This window comes from Mesorhizobium sp. WSM4306 (assembly GCF_007003975.1).
Lineage (GTDB): Bacteria > Pseudomonadota > Alphaproteobacteria > Rhizobiales > Rhizobiaceae > Mesorhizobium.
Genome location: NZ_VFTC01000026.1, coordinates 39,606 through 60,982, shown reverse-complemented (window position 1 = coordinate 60,982; position 21,377 = coordinate 39,606). Strand labels below are relative to the sequence as shown.

At 62.6% G+C, this 21,377-nt stretch carries 18 protein-coding genes; 8 read left to right on the top strand and 10 right to left on the bottom strand.

What is annotated here, in order from left to right:
• Positions 1-405 precede the first annotated feature (405 nt).
• Positions 406-1,581 (top strand): MFS transporter, encoded by a 1,176-nt coding sequence (locus tag FJV77_RS25270; RefSeq protein WP_142869310.1) that lies wholly within the window; start codon positions 406-408, stop codon positions 1,579-1,581.
• Here the strand turns inward: FJV77_RS25270 and FJV77_RS25265 are convergent.
• Positions 1,545-2,453, bottom strand: a complete 909-nt coding sequence (locus FJV77_RS25265) for a LysR family transcriptional regulator (RefSeq protein WP_142869309.1) — start codon at positions 2,451-2,453, stop codon at positions 1,545-1,547. The two genes, FJV77_RS25270 and FJV77_RS25265, sit on opposite strands and share 37 nt — an antisense overlap.
• 95 nt (positions 2,454-2,548) lie before the next feature.
• Between FJV77_RS25265 and FJV77_RS25260 the strand changes: the two genes are divergently transcribed.
• From FJV77_RS25260 to FJV77_RS25235, 6 genes are all read left to right on the top strand, one after another.
• Positions 2,549-3,505: an SDR family oxidoreductase gene (locus FJV77_RS25260; RefSeq protein ID WP_142869308.1), complete on the top strand. Its 957-nt coding sequence runs from the start codon at positions 2,549-2,551 to the stop codon at positions 3,503-3,505.
• A 141-nt stretch (positions 3,506-3,646) separates the two neighbouring features.
• The gene (locus tag FJV77_RS25255; protein ID WP_142869307.1) at positions 3,647-4,507 is read left to right on the top strand and encodes a xanthine dehydrogenase family protein subunit M; all 861 of its coding nucleotides are present in this window, start codon (positions 3,647-3,649) and stop codon (positions 4,505-4,507) included.
• Entirely contained in the window at positions 4,507-4,983 is a 477-nt protein-coding gene (locus FJV77_RS25250) for a (2Fe-2S)-binding protein (RefSeq protein ID WP_142869306.1), read from the top strand. Before FJV77_RS25255 ends, FJV77_RS25250 begins: the two co-directional genes overlap by 1 nt.
• 3 nt (positions 4,984-4,986) lie before the next feature.
• Complete coding sequence (locus tag FJV77_RS25245; protein ID WP_142869305.1) at positions 4,987-7,257, top strand: xanthine dehydrogenase family protein molybdopterin-binding subunit; 2,271 nt, start codon at positions 4,987-4,989, stop codon at positions 7,255-7,257.
• Positions 7,258-7,323: 66 nt separating this feature from the next.
• A complete protein-coding gene (locus FJV77_RS25240; protein WP_023712829.1) occupies positions 7,324-7,569 on the top strand; it encodes a MoaD/ThiS family protein in 246 nt (81 codons plus the stop codon).
• 173 nt (positions 7,570-7,742) lie between these two features.
• Positions 7,743-8,816 carry an ABC transporter ATP-binding protein gene (locus FJV77_RS25235; RefSeq protein ID WP_142869304.1) on the top strand — a complete coding sequence of 358 codons (1,074 nt, stop codon included), beginning with the start codon at positions 7,743-7,745 and terminating at the stop codon, positions 8,814-8,816.
• Positions 8,817-8,984: 168 nt separating this feature from the next.
• Here FJV77_RS25235 and FJV77_RS25230 read toward each other — a convergent pair whose 3' ends face one another.
• The 6 genes from FJV77_RS25230 to FJV77_RS25205 form a co-directional block, all read right to left on the bottom strand.
• Positions 8,985-9,827 (bottom strand): carbohydrate ABC transporter permease, encoded by an 843-nt coding sequence (locus tag FJV77_RS25230; protein WP_142869303.1) that lies wholly within the window; start codon positions 9,825-9,827, stop codon positions 8,985-8,987.
• Positions 9,824-10,708 (bottom strand): sugar ABC transporter permease, encoded by an 885-nt coding sequence (locus FJV77_RS25225; protein ID WP_142869302.1) that lies wholly within the window; start codon positions 10,706-10,708, stop codon positions 9,824-9,826. The genes FJV77_RS25230 and FJV77_RS25225 overlap by 4 nt, the downstream gene beginning before the upstream one ends.
• Positions 10,709-10,767: 59 nt before the next feature.
• Positions 10,768-12,042 carry an extracellular solute-binding protein gene (locus tag FJV77_RS25220; RefSeq protein WP_142869301.1) on the bottom strand — a complete coding sequence of 425 codons (1,275 nt, stop codon included), beginning with the start codon at positions 12,040-12,042 and terminating at the stop codon, positions 10,768-10,770.
• A gap of 114 nt (positions 12,043-12,156) precedes the next feature.
• Positions 12,157-13,662, bottom strand: coding sequence for an alpha-N-arabinofuranosidase (locus FJV77_RS25215; protein ID WP_142869300.1), 1,506 nt, complete (start codon positions 13,660-13,662; stop codon positions 12,157-12,159).
• A 104-nt stretch (positions 13,663-13,766) separates the two neighbouring features.
• A complete protein-coding gene (locus tag FJV77_RS25210; protein WP_142869299.1) occupies positions 13,767-14,693 on the bottom strand; it encodes a transcriptional regulator in 927 nt (308 codons plus the stop codon).
• A gap of 437 nt (positions 14,694-15,130) precedes the next feature.
• Entirely contained in the window at positions 15,131-16,012 is an 882-nt protein-coding gene (locus FJV77_RS25205) for a metal-dependent phosphohydrolase (protein ID WP_142869298.1), read from the bottom strand.
• A gap of 179 nt (positions 16,013-16,191) precedes the next feature.
• Between FJV77_RS25205 and FJV77_RS25200 the strand changes: the two genes are divergently transcribed.
• Positions 16,192-17,259 (top strand): cyclic nucleotide-gated potassium channel, encoded by a 1,068-nt coding sequence (locus FJV77_RS25200; protein WP_142869353.1) that lies wholly within the window; start codon positions 16,192-16,194, stop codon positions 17,257-17,259.
• Positions 17,260-17,326: 67 nt separating this feature from the next.
• Here the strand turns inward: FJV77_RS25200 and FJV77_RS25195 are convergent, their stop codons facing one another.
• From FJV77_RS25195 to FJV77_RS25185, 3 genes are all read right to left on the bottom strand, one after another.
• The gene (locus tag FJV77_RS25195; RefSeq protein WP_142869297.1) at positions 17,327-17,749 is read right to left on the bottom strand and encodes a DOPA 4,5-dioxygenase family protein; all 423 of its coding nucleotides are present in this window, start codon (positions 17,747-17,749) and stop codon (positions 17,327-17,329) included.
• A 167-nt stretch (positions 17,750-17,916) separates the two neighbouring features.
• Positions 17,917-18,075, bottom strand: coding sequence for a DUF3309 family protein (locus FJV77_RS25190; RefSeq protein WP_142869296.1), 159 nt, complete (start codon positions 18,073-18,075; stop codon positions 17,917-17,919).
• A 97-nt stretch (positions 18,076-18,172) separates the two neighbouring features.
• The gene (locus FJV77_RS25185) at positions 18,173-21,343 is read right to left on the bottom strand and encodes an efflux RND transporter permease subunit (RefSeq protein ID WP_142869295.1); all 3,171 of its coding nucleotides are present in this window, start codon (positions 21,341-21,343) and stop codon (positions 18,173-18,175) included.
• Positions 21,344-21,377: the final 34 nt, after the last annotated feature.

Here is a 21,377-nt window from a genome sequence, read left to right as displayed (position 1 = left end):
ACTGCGCGCCCGCGATTGGCGGGGCCCTACGCGACTTCGTCATCTAGGGTGGAGCAGTTGCGAAGCGACGTAGCGGAAACCCTGGGATCCATGCCGTGACATCGGCCGAAGAGCGCAACGGCTCAGAATGAAGGTCGCGCCCACCATGCCTGATTCTGCGCCGTAGCACCGCACAGACGGCACGGAATGGATCCTCGGGTCTGCGCCGCGTCGCTACGCTCCTTGCTTCGCCCGTGGATGACGAAGGGAGAGGCGTCTTCCTAATCTCCGACGTAGTAGTTCGCCATGAACGGTACCGACCCACGTTGGCCTTTGGTCCAAACATTCCTCGCAGCCAGGCGCTTGACTGCAGATTGAATCGATCTAATTTGCCGCGCAAAGCCATTTTTGACCGGATTCGAACCCATGGACGCGCAAAACACCATACAGGGCGCCATTCGCGGGCGATGGGCCGTAGCAAGCATCTTTCTCGCCAACGGCTTCCTGACCGGCAGCTGGGCGCCGCAGATTCCGGTGTTCCTGACTCGGCTCGACATCACAAAATTCACGCTCGGTTTGCTGATCCTTCTGTTCGGCGTCGGCGCGGTCGCGGCCATGAGCTGGTGCGGGCAACTGATCTCCAAACATGGCTCGCGCACCGTGCTGCGCTGGTTCGGCCTGTGCGGCAGCCTCGGCCTGCTGGTGGTGGCGCTGGCGCCCAACGTGCCGCTGGCGGCGATCGCCATGATCATCTTCGGCGGCTCGATCGGCGGCATGGATGTCGCCATGAACGCCAATGCCGTGGTGGTGGAGCGCCGGCTGTCCCGCGCCATCATGTCGTCGTCGCATGGCTTCTGGAGCCTTGGCGGTTTCGCCGGCGGCGGTCTCGGCGGTTACGCCATCCAGACTTACGGCCATCTTGCCCATGCGGCTGTCGTGACGGTGCTTGCCTTTGCCGTCATAGCCGTGGCGGTCGGCTATCTCATCGCCGAGGACAAACCGCAGGCCGCCGAGCATCACAAATTCGCGCTGCCGGCCAATCCGCTGGTCTATCTGGTCGGGCTGATGGCCCTGCTGACCATGATCTCCGAGGGCGCCGTGCTCGACTGGGCGGCGCTTTACCTGAGGCAAGAGCTTGGCGCCGACCTTGCCATTGCCGGTCTTGCCTACGCCGCCTTCTCCGGTGTCATGGCGATCATGCGCTTCTTCGGCGACGGCGTGCGCAACCGCTTCGGCGCGGTAGCGACGCTGCGCGGCTCGGCCATCGTCGCCGCCGCCGGCATGCTGGTCGCCGGCCTGGCGCCCTCGCCTTGGATCGCCATCGCGGCCTTTGCTCTCTGCGGCTTCGGCATCGCCAATATGGTGCCGATCATCTTTTCGGCCGGCGGCAACCAGGAAGGCATGTCATCGGGCACCGGCATGAGCGTCGTCACCACCATGGGCTATTCCGGCATATTGGTGGCGCCGTCGGCGATCGGCTTCGTCGCCGAGCATTCGAGCTTCGGGCCGATCTTCGTCGCCATGTCGGGCCTGCTGATCGTTGTGCTGTTGATGGCCGGGCTCGCTCACCGCGCCGAATTCGCGCCCGTCCCGGCCGAATAACGCTTCAGCTCCTCGTAGAGGAAATCCGCGACACGGCGGATGCGCACGCTGGTGCGCACGTCGCGATGCATGGCCAGCCACACCGGCAGGCTGGGCAAGGGCAGGCCGGGCAGCAGTTTTTCCAGCAACGGGTCGCTGTCGGCCAGCGGCTCCTGGCCGAGGCCGATGCCGTTTCCCGCCCGCAGCGCCTCCCACAAGACGATCTGGTTGTCGGTCCTGAAACGAAAATTGCTGCGGGTTATCGGGATGCCGAACTGGGTAAAGCCGCGGATCATTTCGTCGCTGCGGTCAAAGCCGATCAGCGGGTGGCCGACAAGGTCGGCTGGCGCCAGCGGGCGGCCGTGCCGGTCGAGATAGGATTTGGCCGCGCAGCAGCACAGCGCAATGTCGCAGACCTTGCGCGCCGTCAGCTCGTTCTGCGCCGGCTTGACCATGCGGATGGCGATATCGGCATCCCGGCGCAGCAGGTTCTCGACCTGGTTCGAGGCAACGATCTCGACCTCGATGCCGGGCTCCTCGATGCCGAGCCGCGCCGTCATTGTTGGCAGCACATAGGCTGCCACCACCTCGCTGGCGGCGATGCGCACCGTGCCTTCGATCGCCTCGACCGAACCCAGCGCCAGCAGTGAAAAGGCGCTCGCTTGTTCGCTCACCGCTCTGCCGCGCTCGAACAGCGTGGCGCCGGCTTCCGTCAGCGCATAGCCGCGCCGCCCGCGCCGAAACAGGGTGACGCCGAGCGCCTGTTCAAGCTCGCCGATGTGGCGCCCAAGCGTCGGCTGGCTGGCCGATAGCTTTCGCGCCGCGGCCGACAGGCTGCCGCTTTCAGCCACGGTGACGAAGCTCTTGATCAGGTTCCAGTCGATCTCTGTCATTCACTTATGAATATCAAACCTGCATTCGTAGTCAATTTTCATTCGAAGATGAAGGCATCATATTCGGCCTGCAAACACAAACACGGAGACGAAAAATGACCAAGATCGCAATTCTCGGCGCCAATGGCCGGCTCGGCCGCGTGGTTGGCAAAGCCTTCATCGACGCCGGCTTCGACGTCCGCGCCGTCACCCGCACTGGCAAGGTGCCGGCCGAACTCGACGGCGCCACTTCCGTCGCCGGCGACGCCATGGACCCCCAGTCGCTTATCAGCGCCACCGAGGGCGTCGACATCGTCTTCAATGGCCTCAACCCGATCTACACCGACTGGGGCAAATGCCTGCCGATGGCGGAAAACGTCATGGCCGCCTGCCATGCCAATGGCGCGCTGCATCTCTTCCCCGGCACCGTCTACAACTACGGCTCGCCAATGCCGCAGGTGGTCACCGAGGACACCCCCTTCCGCCCGACCACCGAAAAAGGCCGCATCCGCTGTGCCATGGAAGCGCTGTTTCGCCGCGAGGCCGATGCCGGCCGCGTCCGCACCATCATTCTGCGCGCCGGCGACTTCTTCGGCGGCACCGGCAGCGGATCATGGTTCGACCTTGTCGTCGCCGCCAAGATGAACAAGGGCGTCTACACCGCGCCCGGCCCGGCCAACCTCGTGCATGAATGGGCCTATTTACCGGACTTCGCCGTCGGCTTCGTCGGGCTGGTGCGCAATCTGGGCAAGCTCGGTTTCTACGAGGTGCTCAACTTCCCCGGCCATGCCGTCACCGACATGGACATCAAGGCGGCGGCCGAGAAGGCGCTGGGCCGTCCGCTGAAGCTCACCTTCATGCCTTGGTGGGTGCTGCGCGCCGGCAGCCCGTTCGTGGCGATGTGGCGCGAGATCGTCTCGATGTCTTATCTGCGCTTCGAACCGCACCGGCTCGTGTCCGACCGGCTGGAAGGCATCATCGGCGATGTCCCGCACACGCCGCTGGATCAGGCTGTGGCAGAGGCGCTCGATGACATCGGCATCACCGCCCCTCGTGCAAAAGACGCAGCATAGGCATACAGTGTAGGGCGTCAGCCACGCTTGGTATGGAACCCAACTCGCACCTGGCCCAATCGCGGAAATGAGCAACCGGATGGTCATTATGAGGAGACTGTTTATAACGGTCGGCGAGATCACGATGACCAAGGGGAGACGATGCGTTACATACGTCCGCTTTCAATCGAAGATGCCGTTGGCCTGCTGGCCGGCTCTTCCGGCACATCCGCCATTCTGGCAGGAGGCAGCGACCTTCTGGTGAGGATGAAGGGCGGGTTTGTCGAACCCGACCTGATCGTCGACATAAAGGCGATCGAGGGCCTGGGCGAGATCAGGCAAACAGCCGATGGCTTCAGCATCGGCGCGGCTGTTGCTTGCGCCGTGCTGGGAGAAAACTCAGCTCTGAAGACGGCATGGCCCGGCGTCGTCGAAGCGGCAAAGCTGATCGGCTCGAAGCAGGTGCAGGGTCGTTGTACGATAACCGGTAATCTCTGCAACGCTTCGCCGGCCGCCGACAGCGTCCCGGCTTTGGTGGCCGCCGGCGCCAAGGCGGTGATTGCCGGTCCCTCGGGCAAGCGCACCATTGCCGTGGAGGCCGTGCCGATCGGGCCGGGCAAGACCTCGCTCGCCAAGGGCGAGATCATCGAGGCGATCCTGCTCGACAAACGCGCGCCGCGTTCGGGCGATGCCTATCTCCGATTCATTCCGCGCACCGAGATGGACATCGCCGTGGTCAGCGCCGGCGTGAACCTGACGCTTGACGAGCACGGCGTCGTCACAGCCGCCCGCGTCGCGCTGGGCGCCGCGGCACCGACGGTGCTTTTGGTCGAAGAGGCCGCCGAGGCTCTGATCGGCAGGAAGCTCGACGAAGCAGCGCTTGAGCGGCTTGCCAAGGTCTGCGCCGGGGCCTGCCGGCCCATCGACGACAAGCGCGGCACCATCGAATTCAGACGAAAAGTTGCGGGCGTGCTGGCCAGACGTGCCGCGACGACCGCCTACGCACGTGCAGGAGGCAAATGATGGCCGGTGTAGCAGTTTCAACGACAATCAACGGCGATCACGTCGAGTACCTTTGCCAACCCGACGAGACGTTGCTCGACGTCCTGCGCGATCGGCTTGGGCTGACCGGCGCCAAGGAAGGTTGCGGCACCGGCGACTGCGGCGCCTGCTCGATCATCCTCGACGATCGGCTGGTCTGCTCGTGCCTGGTGCTGGGCGCCGAAGCCGAGGGCCGGCAGGTCGAGACCGTCGAGGGCATGGCGCACGGCGAGAAGCTGCACACGCTGCAGCAGAAATTCCTCGAACACGCCGCCCTGCAATGCGGCATCTGCACGCCGGGGTTTTTGATCGCGGCGAAGGACCTGCTGGCGAAAAACCCCGACCCGTCCGAGGAAGAAATCCGCTTCGGCCTCGCCGGCAATCTCTGCCGCTGCACGGGCTACGACAAGATCGTGCGCGCCGTCCAGGACGCTGCCAACGTGATGAAGGGAGCCTAAGCCATGAATTTCGATCCGCGCTTTTCGGGCCGCAAATTTGCATCCGTCGGCACCCGCCCCATCCGCCCCGACGGTGTCGACAAGGTGACGGGACGCGCCCGCTATGGCGCCGACTTCAACATGGCCGGACAGCTGGTCGGGCGTGTCCTCAGAAGCCCGCATGCCCACGCAAAGATCCTGAAGATCGACACCTCGAAGGCGGAAAAGCTGGCCGGCGTGAAAGCGGTGATCACCGCAGCCGACTTGCCCGATCTGACCGATGGCGATGCCGCCATGTACGACGTCCTCGACAATTGCATGGCGCGCAGCAAGGCGCTCTATGACGGCCATGCCGTGGCCGCGGTCGCCGCCGTCGATGCCCGCACGGCGCGACAGGCGCTGAAGCTGATCGAGGTCGACTACGAGCTGTTGCCGCATGTCACCGATGTCGATGAGGCGATGAAGCACACTGCCCCCTTGATCAACGACACCATCTTCACCGAAGGCCTCGAGGAGAAGCCGGTAAAGCCCTCCAACGTCACCAAGCGCAGCCAGTTCGGCCATGGCGATGTCCATCAGGGTTTCGGCCACGCCGACTTCATCGTCGAGCGCTCCTTCAAGACTGAGCAGACGCATCAGGGTTATATCGAGCCGCATGCCTGCGTGGCGAACGTCAGCTCCGACGGCACCGCCGACCTCTGGGTCTGCACGCAAGGGCATTTCGTCTACCGCCAGCATTGCGCGCAACTGCTCGGGCTGGAAGCCTCCAAGCTGCGCGTCACCTCGTCGGAAATCGGCGGCGGCTTTGGCGGCAAGACCCATGTCTGGGCCGAGCCGGTGGCGCTCGCGCTGTCACGCAAGGCCGGCCGGCCGGTGAAGCTGGTCATGACGCGCGACGAGGTGTTCCGCGCCTCGGGCCCGACCAGCGCGACCTCGATCGACGTGAAGATCGGCGCCCGCAAGGACGGCACCATCACCGCCGCCGAGGCGACGCTGCGCTATTCCAGCGGCCCCTATGCCGGCACCTGGGCCGAGATCGGCGCCATGACGGCGTTCGCCTGCTACAAGCTCGATAACGTCAAGACCGTCGGCTACGAAGTGCTGGTCAACCGGCCGAAGACCGCGGCCTATCGCGCGCCCTCCGCACCCATGGCGGCGTTCGCGGTGGAAAGTGCGGTCGATGAGCTGGCCAAGGAGCTCGGCATGGATCCGGTCGAGTTCCGCATCAAGAACGCCGCGCAGGAAGGCACCCGCTCCTCCTATGGCCCGGTCTATGGCCCGATCGGCATCGGCCCGACGCTGGAAGCGGCGAAGACCCATCCGCACATGAAGGCGCCGCTGGGCAAAAACCAGGGCCGCGGCATGGCCTGCGGCTTCTGGTTCAACTTCGGCGGCCAGACCTGCGTGGACCTGAACATCGGCATGGATGGCTCGGTGTCGCTCGCTGTCGGCACGGTGGACGTAGGTGGTTCACGTGCGTCGCTGTCGCTGGTGGCGGCGGAAGAGCTCGGCATCGACTATGCCCAGCTCAAAGCGGTGGTCGCCGACACCTCCAGCCTCGGTTACAACGACATGACCGACGGCAGCCGCGGCACCTTCTCGTCCTCGATGGCGACCATCTCGGCCGCTCGCAACGCGATCAAGATCCTGCGCGACCGCGCCGCGCAGATGTGGGACATCCCGGTCGATGACGTGATCTGGGAGAACGGCCACGCCATCGCCAAGGGCGAGAAGTACGGCAACCTCGCAGCCCTGTCGCTGAAGGAGATCGCGGCCGCGTCCGGCAAGACCGGCGGGCCGATCGCCGGCCACAGCGAACTCGTCGCCGACGGCGCCGGCGTCTCCTTCGCCACCCACATCTGTGACATCGAGGTCGACCCTGAGACGGGTGCCGCGCGCGTGATCCGCTACACGGTGATCCAGGATGCCGGCAAGGCGGTGCACCCGACCTATGTCGAGGGCCAGTACCAGGGCGGCGCCGCGCAAGGCATCGGCTGGGCGCTCAACGAGGAGTATATTTACGGCAAGGATGGACGCCTCCAGAACGCCGGCTTCCTCGACTACCGCATCCCGGTCTGCTCGGACCTGCCGATGATCGACACGCAGATCCTGGAAATACCCAACCCCAACCACCCCTATGGCGTGCGCGGCGTCGGCGAAACCTCGATAGTGCCGCCGCTGGCGGCGATCGCCAATGCGATGTCGAACGCCGCCGGCGTGCGCATGACCCACATCCCGATGTCGCCGCCCCGCGTCCTCGCCGCGATCGAGGCGGAACGGGAAGGCAGGGCATGATGCCGAAAAGTGCGCAGCGGTTTTCGGATAACATCATGCTCGGTCAAGAATAGCGAGGTCTGGCAAATGGTCGAAGTCACCCTCTGGGGCGCCCTCGGCCAGCTCGCCGGCGGCCAGAGCAAGGTCGAGGTCGAGGCCAAGGACATCAGGGAGCTGTTCAGGAAGCTGGCTGAACAGTATCCCGGCATCGAGCCCTGGATCGAGAAGGGCATCGCGGTGGCCATCGACGGCACGATCTATCGCGATACCTGGTCGAAGGAACTGCCGCAGGGGGCGGAGATTTTTCTGCTGCCGCGGCTGGCTGGGGGGTGATGGGGAGTTGCTTCCGCCATCGCCTAGCATCAAGGCCTCGAACGTCTTGGATGGGACCGACTGCAGACGGTCGGCTTTTGGCAAGATAGCTTGGAAACCTTGTGCCGTAGCTCCCAACGTTCCTTGACATCGGGTATTTATCCGAAATTATGGAGGAAAGAAGGATCGCAGGCATGACGGGAATCGCGCTGTCGGGCGTATCAAAGCACTTTGGCGCAGTCGAAGTGATCCGCGAGGTTAGCCTGGACATTGAGCCAGGAGAGCTGGTCGTGTTTCTCGGCCCGTCCGGTTCTGGCAAGACGACGCTGCTGCGGATGATCGCCGGTCTCGAAAGCATTGACGAGGGCACGCTGACGATCGACGGGGTGCGCTCGGAGAACCTGGCGCCGGGCAGGCGCAACGTTGCGATGGTCTTTCAGAACTATGCCCTTTACCCACATATGACAGTCGCGGAGAACATGGCCTTTGGCCTGAGGAACATTCGGGTCGCGCCGGATGTTATACGCCAACGGATCGCTGAGGCTGCGCGTATCTTGGAGATCGAAGCGTTGCTCCACCGGCGGCCGTCGCAGCTCTCCGGCGGGCAGCGCCAGCGCGTGGCCATCGGGCGTGCGATCGTCAAGGAGCCCAAGGCATTCCTGTTTGACGAGCCACTCTCCAATCTGGACGCGGCGCTTCGAGCTCGTACACGCGTCGAGCTTGCCGAGCTACATCAGCGTTTGAAGTCGACGATGATCTACGTCACCCACGACCAGGTGGAAGCGATGACCCTCGCCGACCGTATTGTGATCCTCAACGATTGCCGGATAGAGCAGATGGGAAGACCCGACGAGGTCTATGCGCGTCCGGCATCGCGATTCGTCGCGACCTTCGTCGGGTCTCCAGCGATGAACATTCTACCTGTTACGGTTTCAGGCTCAGGCGACAGGCTCAAGGCGCGCTTGACGGATGGATCGCTCGTCGAACTTCCCGGCGCGCCGGTCAACATGGATTGGCGCGAACTGGGAGTGCGGCCGGAATCGCTGACTGTCGTCTCCGAGGGCAGTGAAACATCCGCCACGGCCACGGTTGTCGAGCGCCTTGGCGAGCGAACGCTCGTCTATGCGCGGCTCGCTGATGGGACGCAGGTTACAGCACAGGATCGCGGGCTCTCGAGCGTCAAACCGGGCGACGCCGTTCGGCTGAAGTTCGACACCGCCGCCCTCCATCTTTTCGCCGCGGACGGATCGACCTGGCACGCGCGCTGACCGGGCCTGAATCCGCCGACCGGGGTCGTGCCCGCTGGCATTGCGCTTTGCTTGCGGGCCGAGGCTAGTGCATGTCGCCCAGAAGTGCGCTGCGGTTCTGGGACAACGACATGCATCAAAACAAAGACTTAAAGCGCGTCGCTTGAATCCGTTTCAGCGCGACGCGCTTTAGCCCTTGATGCCTGCTGAGAGCGTTATCGCTTCGGTTACTCGGCGCTGGAAGAAGAGGTAGGCCAGTGCCACGGGAAGGCCGGCCAGTACAGCTGCCGACAGCTGGCGCGCGTAGTAGACGCCGAAGGCGTCATTGACCTGCGTGATGCCGACGGTGATCGTCATCATCTCGGTGCGGGTAACAGAGAGGAACGGCCACAAGAACGCGTTCCACGTCCAGATGAAGCAGACGATCGACAGCGCCGTCGTTACCCCCCAGTTCATCGGCACGTAGATTTTGAAGAGGATCCCGAATTCAGACGCATTGTCCATGACCGCGGCCTCACGGAAGTCCTTCGGGACCTGATCGAAGAATTGCTTGTACACGATGATGATGACGGGGTGGATGAGCTGCGGCAACATGATTCCAGCCCAGCTGTTGAGCAGGCCAAGGTTGGCGACCAGCACGAAATGATTGATGATCAGCGCCGAAGTTGGCACCATGAAGGAGGCGAGGATCAGCCACCATAGCGCGATCCGCCCCGGGAACCGCAACTGCGAGATCGCGTAGCCGCACAGCATCGAGATGAAGATGGTGATGACCGTTACGCCGATCGCGACCGCCACCGAATTGACGTACCAGGTGCCGATCTGTGTGGTGGTCACGGCGGAAATATAGTTCTCCAGCGTCGGCGTCTCCGGCCAGAGTTCGATGTAAGGCCGGATGACTTCGTCGTCCGGTTTGAGCGATGAGATCACACCCCAATAAAGCGGGAATGCCCATAGGATGGCCCAGACGAGCGTCAGTGCCGTGATTATCCCGCCCCAAAAGGTCCAGCGCTGCGCAGCCATGGCGTTCATCGGCGCCGCCTTTCGGCGAGCCGAAGCAGTTGGAATTGCAGGACCGAGACGACGACCACAAGCACGAAGAGGGTGACGGCGACAGCGGCAGCCCTGCCTCCCTGGTTCTGCTGAAAGGCCTTCTGGAAGACGTAGTAGACGAGCACCATATTGTCGTTCGGCCGGCCGCCGATCGAGAACAGATAGACCTGATCGAAAATCTTGAGCTGCAGGATGAGCTGGATGGTCAATACCAGCGAGGTGATCGGCCAAAGCAGTGGCCAGGTGATACGCCGGAACGTGGTCCATCGCGTCGAGTTGTCGAGCGCCGCGGCTTCGTAGATCTCCACTGGTATGGACCGTAGTCCGGCGAGGAAGAGGAGGATCGAGAAACCCGCGGTCCACCAGATCGTCACCCCGGCCACCGCCGGCAGGAACCAGGCGCGCGACTTAAAGACCGGTACGCGCGGGATTCCCAGCCAGTCCAGCACATGCATCGCAATCCCGAACTGGAAATTCAGCGTCCAGTCCCAGATCAAATAGACCACGGACACCGGCAGGATGTAGGGCAGGAAGAACAGCGCCAGCACGGTCGCCTGGAACCGGCCCTTCAGACGCGACACGCCAAGCGCGATCAACAGGGCGATGAGCGTCCCGGGAATGACCGTCATCAGCACGAAGTAGGCGGTATTCCAGACCGCGCGCCGGAACATCGGGTCGTTGTCGAGCCGCAGGTAGTTGTCGAGACCGACCCACTGACCCGCGCCGATCAGCGGCGCATCGGTGAAGGAGATGCGAAACATCTGGACCGTCGGATAGACGAACGCCAGCAAGTAGATCGCCAGGAAGGGAGCGACCAGCACCAGCGCGACAAGACGTTCAGTTCGGGAGTTGCGAAGCATGGCTCTTCCTTGGACATGGCTGGGACCACCCTGGGCAGGGCGGTCCCAGCCTTTGAGCCCTACATGCTGTTCAGCTCCTCCTTGATGGATTTCACCGCCTCGCCCGGGTCCATCTCGCCGTTGAGGGTTGGCACGAAGTAATTGGACATGATGTCGAAGATCGGTCCGGCGACACCAGCCTTGGGCGACTTCGGATCGAAGATCATGTTGGCCGTCAGCGGCGAGTAGGTCGCATTGGGCTGCATTGCCTTGTATTCGGCCGTCTCGGTGACTGGCTTGTATGCCGGGATGTGGCCTGCCGTGGCCCAGAACAGCGAGTGCTTATCCATCCATGAGATCACCTCGAGAACGGCGGCACGCTTTTCCGGGCTGATCTCCTTGCCCTTGTTCTTCGGGATCGCGAACGAATGGCTGTCCGCGTAGGTGCATGGTTTGTCGAAGATCACCGGGATCTCGACGGCACCCCAGTCGAACAGCTTGCCTTGCTTGGCGAGGTCGGTCATCGTGGGAACTTCCCAGACGCCGTTGATCATCATTGCGGCCTTGCCCGAGGTGAACAGGGCGACGGTTGCGGGATAGTCCGTATAGGTCGACTGCAGCCCGGCCTTCGTCCACCCTTGCAGGACCGCCAACGCGTTCGCCAGCTTCTTGCCGTTGTCGCCGGCGAGGAACTCGTTGCCCGTCAGAAGCTCGCCGCCTTGCTGGCACACCAGCGAGTAAATGGTGCGGTACATGAAGTTGCCGTCGGCGGTGACGCTGCCCAGCGGGAACTCGACGCCGGCGTCCTTCAACTTCTGCAGTGTCGCGGTGAATTCCTCCTTGTTTTTCATGCCCATGGGACGGCCGTCGTCGCCGAGCACGCCTGCCTTCTTCAGGAGGACGCGATTGTAGTACAGGACGATCGGATGGGTATCGAGCGGCACTGCGTATTGCTTGCCGTCGACCGTCACGGCGCCCATCGTCGTCTGGGCAAAGTCCGAGGCCGAGAGGCCCATCTTGCTCATGTCGTCGGGGGTGATTTCTTCGAGAATATCCTGGCTCACCGCCAAGGGGATGCGGCTGGCATGATAGGTCATGACGTCTGGCGCCTCTCCGACCGCGACCGAGGTCTGCACCTTCGCGTAGAAGGGCGTGCCCCACTCCAGCGTCGTGGCGTCGATCTTGATCTTGCCAGCGTGGGCGGTGTTGAAGTCGGCGATCATCTGCTTCATGCGCACACCGTCACCGCCGCCGAGGAAATCCCACCACATGACGGTTTCTTCGGCCTGGGCCGCGACGGCCCAAAATCCTCCTGCCGCAACCACCGCTATGGCCATTATCCTGCGAAAGTTCATCTCAGCTTCCTCCCGAGTACGGCGGTTAGGTCCGCCTTGAACGTTTCAATGCTACACCAAACCAAACCCCCTGCAACGGATTTTACGGTATATATCTGATAGTCGGATATTAACTCAGAGTCTCACACGCACCATCGAGTAAGAGTGCGGCGGCAAGTTCAGCGTCATTCCCTTGCTGCTGAGCGCTGCCCCGTTGCCTTTGACCGGCGACACGTTGTCCGGCGCGTCCTTGGTGTTACAGGCCTCGAGATCGTCATGACGGATGATCGTATGCTCGATGGACTTGGCGGCGAACCGTTCGAGGGCGACGTCGGCCTCTATTGTCTCGGACCCATGCCGGTTGATTGCGAAGAAGGTCAGCGTGCCGGCGTTCGAATCATGCACGCCTGCAATGTCGAGCCATGGCACCTTGTCGGCCGCGGCCGCGTCATAGGTAGGCACCTCGACCGCGAGCTGCAGCGCGGTGCCTCGGCCATGCCTGGAGGCCAGCATGAAAGGCCAGTAGATCGTCTGCCGCCAGGCGGCGCCGCCGGGATCGGTCATGATCGGGGCGATAACGTTCACCAGCTGCGCAATGCAGGCGATGCGAACAACATCCGACCGGCGGATGAAGGTGTTGATGATGCAGCCAACCTGCAGCACGTCCTCGAAATTGTAGATGTCCTCCAGAAGCCTGGGTGCTTCCGGCCAGTCCCAGCTGCGCATGCGCGCGGCGTCCTGCTTGCGCTGATGGTACCAGACGTTCCACTCGTCGAAGGAGATCTTCACCTCCCGCTTCGAGCGGGTCTTGGCCTTCACGTAGTCGATGATGCCCGCGACTGTGCCAATGTAGCGGTCGAGCTTGGCTGGAAGAGCCAAATATTCGGCCGTATTCTTCTCGTAATTCTCGAAATACATGTGGAGAGAGATGTAATCGACCTGCTCGTAGGTCGCCTCCAACACGGTTGCTTCCCACTGCGGATAGGTCGGCATATTGGAATGCGACGAGCCGCAGACGACCAGTTCCACTGTCGGGTCGAGGCCGCGTAGCGCCTTGGCGGTCTCGTTGGCGAGATGGCCGTATTCGCTCGCCGACTTGTGGCCGACCTGCCAGGGACCATCCATTTCATTGCCGAGACACCAGAGGCGGCAGTTCCAGGGCTGCGTGCGCCCGTTCTTGGCCCTCAGGTCGGACCAGTAGCTGCCGCCCGGGTGGTTGACATATTCAACGAAGGCCCGCGCCTCGTCGAGGCCGCGGGAACCGAGGTTGACAGCTAGCATCATCTCGGTGCCGGCTTTTTCGGCCCAGTCGGCGAATTCGTGGATTCCAACCAGGTTCGGCTCCGTGGTGCGCCACGCAAGATCGAGGCGCCGCGGGCGGTTCTCCTTTGGGCCTATGCCGTCTTCCCAATTGTAGGCGGACACGAAGTTGCCACCCGGATAACGGCAGATCGGAGTGTCGAGCGCACGCACCAACTCGATCACGTCCTTGCGCATCCCCTCAGCGTCCGCTTGCGGATGTCCGGGCTCATAGATGCCCGTATAGACTGCCCGGCCAAGATGCTCGAGAAACGAACCGTAAAGACGTTTGTCGATATCCGCGACGGCGTAGGCCGCGTTCGCCGTGACTCTGGCTTTCATGATCCCTCCCACTGCGGACTATCAATCCGACTTTCCGGTTTGTATCCGGGTCGCGGGTCAGTTAAGGGCGGAGTTCATCCGCCCGTCAAGGGTCCAGTATGCTCTCAAGCCTTGAGCAGGCGCAGAACGATGTCGTTGCTGTAATTGCCGAAGCCGCTGCCGAAGATGTTTATGCCGCCGGGGTGACGCGCATCTTCCTTCACGCCGATTCGTATCCGGATCGAGCGGTGCCGCTCGAGTTCCAGATCAGCCAGCGAGCATTTGGAAACCTGGTGATCTCCGCGATAGGTGCCGTTATTCGTGACGCGCCAGTGTACGAGGTCGCCATACTGCGATCCGGCTAGCTTCCACCAGCCGGGCGTATGCTTGCCGCGCTTGTCGCCATAGTCGGCCGGCGCCGTCCAGGTATCTATCTCGTGTCCGTTAATCGCGACCGTGATGTCCGATGGCCAATCCTTCGAGGTGCCCGGCACCTCGGACGAAAGCTCCATCGCCAGCTCCAACCCGCCGACTTTGGCATTGGCAAGCGTCGCATTGTTGGGAAACTGGTATTCGACGAAGCCGCGCGTGAACCACAGCAGCCCAGCCCGCATACGGTCAGGATCGAGGAAGGTGTCGGGCACATCGAGAAGTCCGATGACGCCGTCCTTTGAACACAGGCCGCAGGGGGCGGAGACTTCGCATCTTGTGTAGAGTCCAAGCGGCATCGCCACTTCTATGACGCCGAGATCCTGCGCCGGGGTGCGGTCCTTAAAGACGACAACCAACTCGGAGAAGGTCGAATAGCAGACCTTCTGGCTTCCCTTGCGCGCCTTCTGTGATTTCGTCTCGATCAAACCGACATCGACAAGAACCTGGATGTTTGCGGAAATTGTCGATTGCGGAAGACCCAGTTCTTCGGCCACCTGATTGACGTTTTTCGGCCCCTTGCGGTGCAGCAGATCGAGAATCCGGACCCGGACCTCGCTCGCAAGGCTCTTCAACAAGTCGAGCCGCTCAAGCGGATCGACAACCATGATTTCATTCGACATATGGCCCGCACTCGTCATACGGGTTATGTATCAGCAGATCAGATACAGATAAAGCCGGTGACAGTTCTGCATTGAACCGCGTAGAAGCATCCGATCGAGATTTTTCATCGACAGCCGGTCTGATCCTCGACATCTCCACCAACAGCGGAAGATCACGAACGGGACTGCCGCGGCGAGGGCGACGCAGGATATGGAATTCATCGAAACCCCATCCGTCGAAGATTTCTGACTTGGGAGTGATCGTGACGCCGCTTTCCGGCGTTGCATCGGCCCCACACCCCGGCACCAACACAGATCATCACGTGGGAGAAACGAGTCTGACGTCTATCAAGCGCTTCTGCCCGAGGCTCTCGGACAATTCGAAGGAATTATGACGTCTGCTTCTGGGCCGGCGTTCTGCCAGCCGGAACCGGCGGAAAGGAAACAACCCCCGGCGCTTAAGTCACCACCGACAGGCTCGCCGGCTGCAACACGCCGGGGAATGGCCCGATCCTGGCCGGGCGATGCCCGGACTGGAACAGGTTGCTGTGGAGGTTGGCGACCCACTGCTTGCCTTCGGTCGTCAGCTCCAGATAGCGGATCGCGTCGCCAATATAGGGCTCGACCTTCAGCGTGAAGAAATCGGTGAAGATGGCGCCGAGATCAGCGGCGGTCTTGCAGCCGAGCTTTTCCGCCATCCCGGTTTCGGAGAACTCGGCAAACAGCGCCGGCAGCTTGCGGTGGTAGAAGGGATCGGCGAGTTGGCCGATCAGATCCGCGGCCCTGACCAGCGCCGGCTCGGTGTTGGTGGCCTGGTAGGCCGGATCGTCCGGCACCGGAAACCGCGTCATTTCGATCGCCGCGATAATGCGCTCCTCGTCGATGAACTTCGAGGATCCAAAGCGTTGGCGCGCATAGATCTTGGCGCGCTCGATATGATAGGGCGCAAGCACCGCGTCGGAGGCGCCGCGCGGTGGCGTATGGCGCTCGCCGGCCTCGTTGATGACGAAGCTGTCGTCGGTGTCGCCCGGGCATATGCCGTGCACCATGCCAATGTCGTGGACAAGCAGCGCGCAGGTATAATGCAGCCAGTCATCGGGTGTCAGGGATTCCGAAAGCAGCCGGCCGCGGATGATCTGCTGGCCGGCGAGCGTAACCATCAGCGTGTGCTCGATGTTGTGATAGAGGGCGTTCGAATTGCCGATGCGCTCCAGGACAAGGCGGGCCGCGCCGCCTATGTAGGCCGCATACTCCGAATTGCGATGCGAGAAATACTGCAGATAGAGTTCCGACAGATGGTCGCCGAGCCGGTCGGCCATGATGGAAATCGGATTGAGCATGACAATCGTTCCTGGCCAATTTGAAGCACGACAGATCGCGTGCGGCAGGCATCCTAGCACGGTTCCGGCGTGGATTTTATCACAGCATTGGTAATGCGCATCGCAGCCGAAGCAGGCACCTTTGCGCTTGCCTTGAAGCCATCCTATTCTGCAGGGTAGTCGCCGCTTGTGGGCATAAAATGTCGGTACTGCCATTCCTGAGAATTTACGCGCCGCTCAACGCGGTGCTGGCTGCGCCCGGGCTTCTGGCGGTGGCTGCGCTCACATCACCAAACATTTCCGGACGAACCAGGCTGGCCATGGTTGCCGTGCTGGCTGTCATTTGGGGCACCTATCTCGTGCAAATGGCCGCGACGCTGCTCAAGCGCCGGGCGGGAGACCTTCAGGACAGGACGCCAGCAATCGCCATCGATGTACTCGCGGTCCTGGTTCCACTTGCCGCATTTCTGCTCGTCGGCACGCCCGACTGGAGCCTCTACTGTGCTGTCTGGCTGCTGAAGCCGCTGCGCGACTCGACCTTCTTCCCGGTGCTGGGCAGGGTGCTGGCCAACGAAGCGCGCAACCTGATCGGTGTCACCACGCTGTTCGGCGTCGTTCTGTTCGGTGTCGCGCTCGCGGGCTATGTCATCGAGCGCGACATCCAACCGGAAAAGTTCGGCAGCATCCCCCAGTCGATGTGGTGGGCGGTGGTCACGTTGTCCACCACCGGCTATGGCGACGAAATTCCGCAAAGCTTCGCCGGCCGCGTCCTAGCCGGGGCGGTCATGATGAGCGGCATCGGCATCTTCGCGCTCTGGGCCGGCATTCTTGCCACGGGCTTCTATCAGGAAGTTCGTCGCGGGGAATTCGTCCGCAATTGGCAATTGGTCGCCGGCGTACCGTTGTTTCAGAAGCTCGGCCCGGCCGTGCTGGTCGAGATCGTGGCCGCGTTAAGACCTCGCACGGTGCCGGCGGGCGCCGTGATCTGCCGCGTTGGCGAGCCCGGTGATCGGATGTTCTTCGTCGTGGAGGGCCGCGTCACCGTCGCGACGCCGAAGCCGGTGGAGCTTGGCCCTGGCGCCTTCTTCGGCGAGATGGCGCTGATCAGCGGCGAACCGCGTATGGCGACCGTCAGCGCCGCAACGGCGGTCTCACTCCTGTCGCTGCACGCGGTGGATTTCCAGATGCTGTGCAGCAGCAGCCCGGAGATTGCGGAAATCATCCGCAAGACCGCGCTCGAGCGGCGCAGCGCGGCACCAACGGCTTGACCGTACTGCATCCCGGAGCGAGTGCGGCCAATATGGGCACGGCGTGAATGACAGTCAGCATCCACCCCTAAGCCCCCAGCGTCGGCTCGGTATTCACCTCCAGCGCCTCTTCCGCCTCATCCTCCTCGCCGAGAACCTCGCCATGCACCCCAAGCGGGCTGCCTATCCAGATCGGGTCGACCAGATGGTCGCGTTTGGGGTTTGTGGTGTTGGGGTGGATGAGGATGCTTAAGCCCCCATGGTTCAGCATCAGCCACGGAACCAGCGTGGCGAAAATCTCGGTGGCGAAAGAGACCTGATACATGGCCTGCTCGTGCGGGCCGACCGGCTCGTCGCGCCAATTGCCCAGCCGCACGCGGAAACGTTCGCCGATGCGCAGGCGCAGCCATTCGGCATGCTGCCGCTCGGCCTGCCCGTCATAGTAGATATGGGCGTGATAGCTGGCGATCTCCGCGAGAGGCCTGGGCGGGCTGGCGATGTCTGCGTTCACCTCGATGGTCCCTCGATGATTGTTCTGCGGGCAGCGTATACGCAAGGGAGCGGGTCGTCATCTACGCTCCATTGCAGGGCAATCGCATACGGCAGCGCCGACCCCCTATGAGATAGACCTGCATTCATGGGTGAGGAACGCTAGTCGCAGGGATCGCTGAACCCCGCTCAAATCCTGCCCAACAGCAGCAAGATCAACAGCACCACCAGCACGACGCCGGCTATGCCTGACGGGCCGTAGCCCCAGGAGCGCGAATGTGGCCAGGCCGGCACGGCGCCGATCAGGATCAGGATCAAAACAATGATGAGGATGGTGCTAACGGTCATTAGGAATCCCTCGCCGCGAAATGCGGATATGACGGGACAATGCAAAAGGCCGCCCGGTTGTTCCGGACGGCCTTTCTGCCTGACTGGCCGAATGCAGCTATTCGGCGGCTTTCGGGTAGGCGATTGCCGGTTCGTCGAGCGGGCCCGGTCTCGGCCCCTCGGGCGCGCCGGGCTTCTTGTCGCGGCCCGATATCCTACGGAAAAACGCATAGAAGCGGCTGTTCTTGCTGCGCGTGAAGATCATCAGCATGGACGGCGTCACTACAAGCGTCAGAAGAGTGGCGAAGGACAGGCCGAACACGATCGCCGAGGACAGCGAAATCCACCATTGCGTCGACGGCGCGTTGATCGTCGTCTCGTGATGGAAGATTTCGAGCCCGAGGCCGAAGGCGATCGGCAGCACGCCGAGGATCGCCGACACAGCCGTCAGCACGACTGGCCGGGCGCGTTCGCGGCAGGTCTGCAGCACCGCCTCCATCTTGTCCCAGCCCTCTTCACGCAGCCGGTCATAGGTGTCGATCAAAACAATGTTGTTGTTCACCACCACGCCGGCGAGTGCGATGACGCCAATGCCCGACATGACGATGCCGAACGCCTCGCCCGTCAAAAGCAGGCCGAGGAACACGCCGATCGTCGCCATAACCACGCAGGACAGCACCAGAAGCACGCTGGTGAACTTGTTGAACTGCATCAACAGCACCAGGAAGATCAGGAAGATCGCCGCACCGAAGGCCTTGCCGAGGAAGGCGCTGGCTTCCGCGCTGTCCTCGTTCGAGCCGGCGAGCTTCCAGCGTATGCCGCTGTCGAGCTTCATGTCGGTGACCGCCTTGGCCACCTCCGCCTGCACCGCCGCAACCTGCGTGCCGGCGGCGACGTTGGCCTGCACCACCACGGTGCGCGCGCCGTCGATGCGGTTGAGGATGCCGACCGTCGGCTCGGGCTTGCGCACGACGAAGTTCGAGATCGGCACCGATCCTTGCGCGGTCTGCACCCTGAGCTCGTCCAGCGTCGACAGCGTGCGCCGGTCTTCGGGCAGGCGAAGCCTGATGTCGACGGCGTCGTCGGCGCCTGCGGGCCGGTATTCCGAAAGCTTCAAGCCGTTGGTCACCAATTGCACCACCGTTCCGACCGCGGTCGGGCTGATGCCGTATTGCGCCGCCTTCGCGCGGTCGACCTCGAGCGCCCAGTCGACGCCGGGCGGCGGCAGGCCGTCGGAGATGTCGATGACGCCGGGCACCTTGGCGATGCGCGCCGCGACGGCGCGGGCCTGGTCGTCGAGGCCCTTGGGATCGATGGCCGAAAGCCGGAGCTGGATCGCCTTGCCTGTCGGCGGGCCAGCCTCCGGCACGCGCACCTCGACATCGACGCCGGGAATGCCGGCCATGACGGCGCGCAACTCGTCCAGGATCTGGTTCGCCGACTTGCGCTCGCGCCAGTCGATGAATTCATACTGGATGACGCCGACGACATCTTCGGGCACGTCCTGGCCGCCGCCCTGCGTCTTGCCGACGCGGGTGTAGACCGATTTGACGCCGGGCCAGCCGAGCAGGCGGTTTTCGGCAATCTTGGTTGCCGTATCCATTTCGGCTAGCGAGAGATTGCCGCGGGCATGCACATAGAGCAGGCCGTAATCGGGTTCGACGCTGGGGAAGAACTCGACGCCGGCGCCATATTTCCAATAGGCGAAGCCGACGCCGGTCAAAAGCACGGCGGTGAGCACCAGCACGGTGATGGGGAAGCGCACCGCTTGCTTGACCAGCGCCATGTACCAGCCGTCGCGATTGTCGCCCTCATGATGCTCCGGAGCCTTGGCGAAGATCGCGCCAAGCGTCGGCGCGAACACCAGCGCGTAGAGCATCGAGGCCGACAGCGTCACGATCAGCGTGATCGGCATGTATTTCATGAAGTCGCCGATGATGCCGGGCCAGAACAGCAGCGGTGAAAACGCCGCGATGCGCGTCATCGTCGCGGCGATGACCGGACCGGCCATGCGCTTGGCGGCGAGCGCGAAGGCTTCCGCCTTCGGCATGCCTTCACCCATGCGCCGTTCGGCGAATTCGGTGACGATGATGGCGTCGTCGACCAGCATGCCGACCGCCAGGATGAGGCTGAACAGCACGATCATGTTGATCGTGTAGCCCATCATCGCCAGCAGCAGGATGCCGATCAGGAAGGATGACGGAATGGCAAGCCCGATCAGCAGCGAGGCGCGGCCGGACAACGCATAGAGGATGACGATGAACACCAGGATGACCGCAATCATCACGTGGTTCTGCAGGTCGCCCAGCAGCTGGTTGACGAAGACCGACTTGTCCTGCGTGTAGGTGATGTTCATGCCTTCCGGCATGGTCTTGACGTAGGCGTCGGACACTTCCCGCACCTTGGCCAGCGTATCGATCAGATTGGCGCCGATGCGCTTCTTGACTTCGATGGCGATGGCCGGCTTGCCGTTGAGGCGGGTGATCGTCTCGGCGTCCTTGAATGTCGAACGGACGGTGGCGATATCCTTGGCCTGCACTACGGCGTTGGGCGTAGCGACGACCGGCAGGTTGGCGACGTCTTCCGGCGTCTCGATCAGCGACGGCACCTTGACCGCGTATTTGCCTTCGGAACCCTCGAGGTTGCCGGCAGCGACCAGGCTGTTCGAAGCCCCGACCCCTTGCATCACCTGATCGAGCTGCAGCCCGTAGGACGACAGCTTCATCGGGTCGATGACGACTTCGACGAGGTCGTCGCGCGCGCCTTGTATAGTGCCCTCAAGAACGCCTGGCACTTCCTCGATGCGGTCGCGCAGTTCGCGCGCCGCCGCCGTCAGCACACGCTCGGGCAAATCGCCGGACAGCGTCACGACTAGGACGGGAAACTCGGAAATGTTGACCTCGGTAACAACCGGTTCTTCTGCCGCCTGGGGCAGGTCGGCCTTCGCGTCCTGAACTTTCGAGCGTGTATCAGTCACCGCGGTGTCGACTTTTATAGACGGCAGAAACTCAAGAAAGACAAAGGCGCCGCCCTGATAGGCGGATGATTTCATCTCCTTTAACCCTTTGAGACTCTTAAGCTTTGCCTCCAGGGGCCTAAGCAGAAGTCTTTCAGCGTCCTCGGGCGCAATGCCTTGATAGGCAACATTTATGTAAACATAAGGGGTAGGAACGTCGGGTTCCGCTTCCTTCGGTGTCGACGAATAGGCGACCCAGCCCGCCAGCAGCAGGAACACCAGGACCGAAATGGTCAACCGGGCATTGTTGATCGCGAGTTTGACGATATCCATGGCTAACGCCTGTTCTCAAGATTTCAGGAACCGC

Coding starts and splice junctions, on each gene's coding strand:
- FJV77_RS25250 (WP_142869306.1), top strand. CDS start 4,507: ATGGCCGGTGTAGCAGTTTCAACGACAATCAACGGCGATCACGTCGAG.
- FJV77_RS25255 (WP_142869307.1), top strand. CDS start 3,647: ATGCGTTACATACGTCCGCTTTCAATCGAAGATGCCGTTGGCCTGCTG.
- FJV77_RS25215 (WP_142869300.1), bottom strand. CDS start 13,662: ATGAAAGCCAGAGTCACGGCGAACGCGGCCTACGCCGTCGCGGATATC.
- FJV77_RS25190 (WP_142869296.1), bottom strand. CDS start 18,075: ATGACCGTTAGCACCATCCTCATCATTGTTTTGATCCTGATCCTGATC.
- FJV77_RS25225 (WP_142869302.1), bottom strand. CDS start 10,708: ATGCTTCGCAACTCCCGAACTGAACGTCTTGTCGCGCTGGTGCTGGTC.
- FJV77_RS25260 (WP_142869308.1), top strand. CDS start 2,549: ATGACCAAGATCGCAATTCTCGGCGCCAATGGCCGGCTCGGCCGCGTG.
- FJV77_RS25185 (WP_142869295.1), bottom strand. CDS start 21,343: ATGGATATCGTCAAACTCGCGATCAACAATGCCCGGTTGACCATTTCG.
- FJV77_RS25210 (WP_142869299.1), bottom strand. CDS start 14,693: ATGTCGAATGAAATCATGGTTGTCGATCCGCTTGAGCGGCTCGACTTG.
- FJV77_RS25205 (WP_142869298.1), bottom strand. CDS start 16,012: ATGCTCAATCCGATTTCCATCATGGCCGACCGGCTCGGCGACCATCTG.
- FJV77_RS25245 (WP_142869305.1), top strand. CDS start 4,987: ATGAATTTCGATCCGCGCTTTTCGGGCCGCAAATTTGCATCCGTCGGC.
- FJV77_RS25240 (WP_023712829.1), top strand. CDS start 7,324: ATGGTCGAAGTCACCCTCTGGGGCGCCCTCGGCCAGCTCGCCGGCGGC.
- FJV77_RS25200 (WP_142869353.1), top strand. CDS start 16,192: ATGTCGGTACTGCCATTCCTGAGAATTTACGCGCCGCTCAACGCGGTG.
- FJV77_RS25230 (WP_142869303.1), bottom strand. CDS start 9,827: ATGAACGCCATGGCTGCGCAGCGCTGGACCTTTTGGGGCGGGATAATC.
- FJV77_RS25235 (WP_142869304.1), top strand. CDS start 7,743: ATGACGGGAATCGCGCTGTCGGGCGTATCAAAGCACTTTGGCGCAGTC.
- FJV77_RS25220 (WP_142869301.1), bottom strand. CDS start 12,042: ATGAACTTTCGCAGGATAATGGCCATAGCGGTGGTTGCGGCAGGAGGA.
- FJV77_RS25265 (WP_142869309.1), bottom strand. CDS start 2,453: ATGACAGAGATCGACTGGAACCTGATCAAGAGCTTCGTCACCGTGGCT.
- FJV77_RS25270 (WP_142869310.1), top strand. CDS start 406: ATGGACGCGCAAAACACCATACAGGGCGCCATTCGCGGGCGATGGGCC.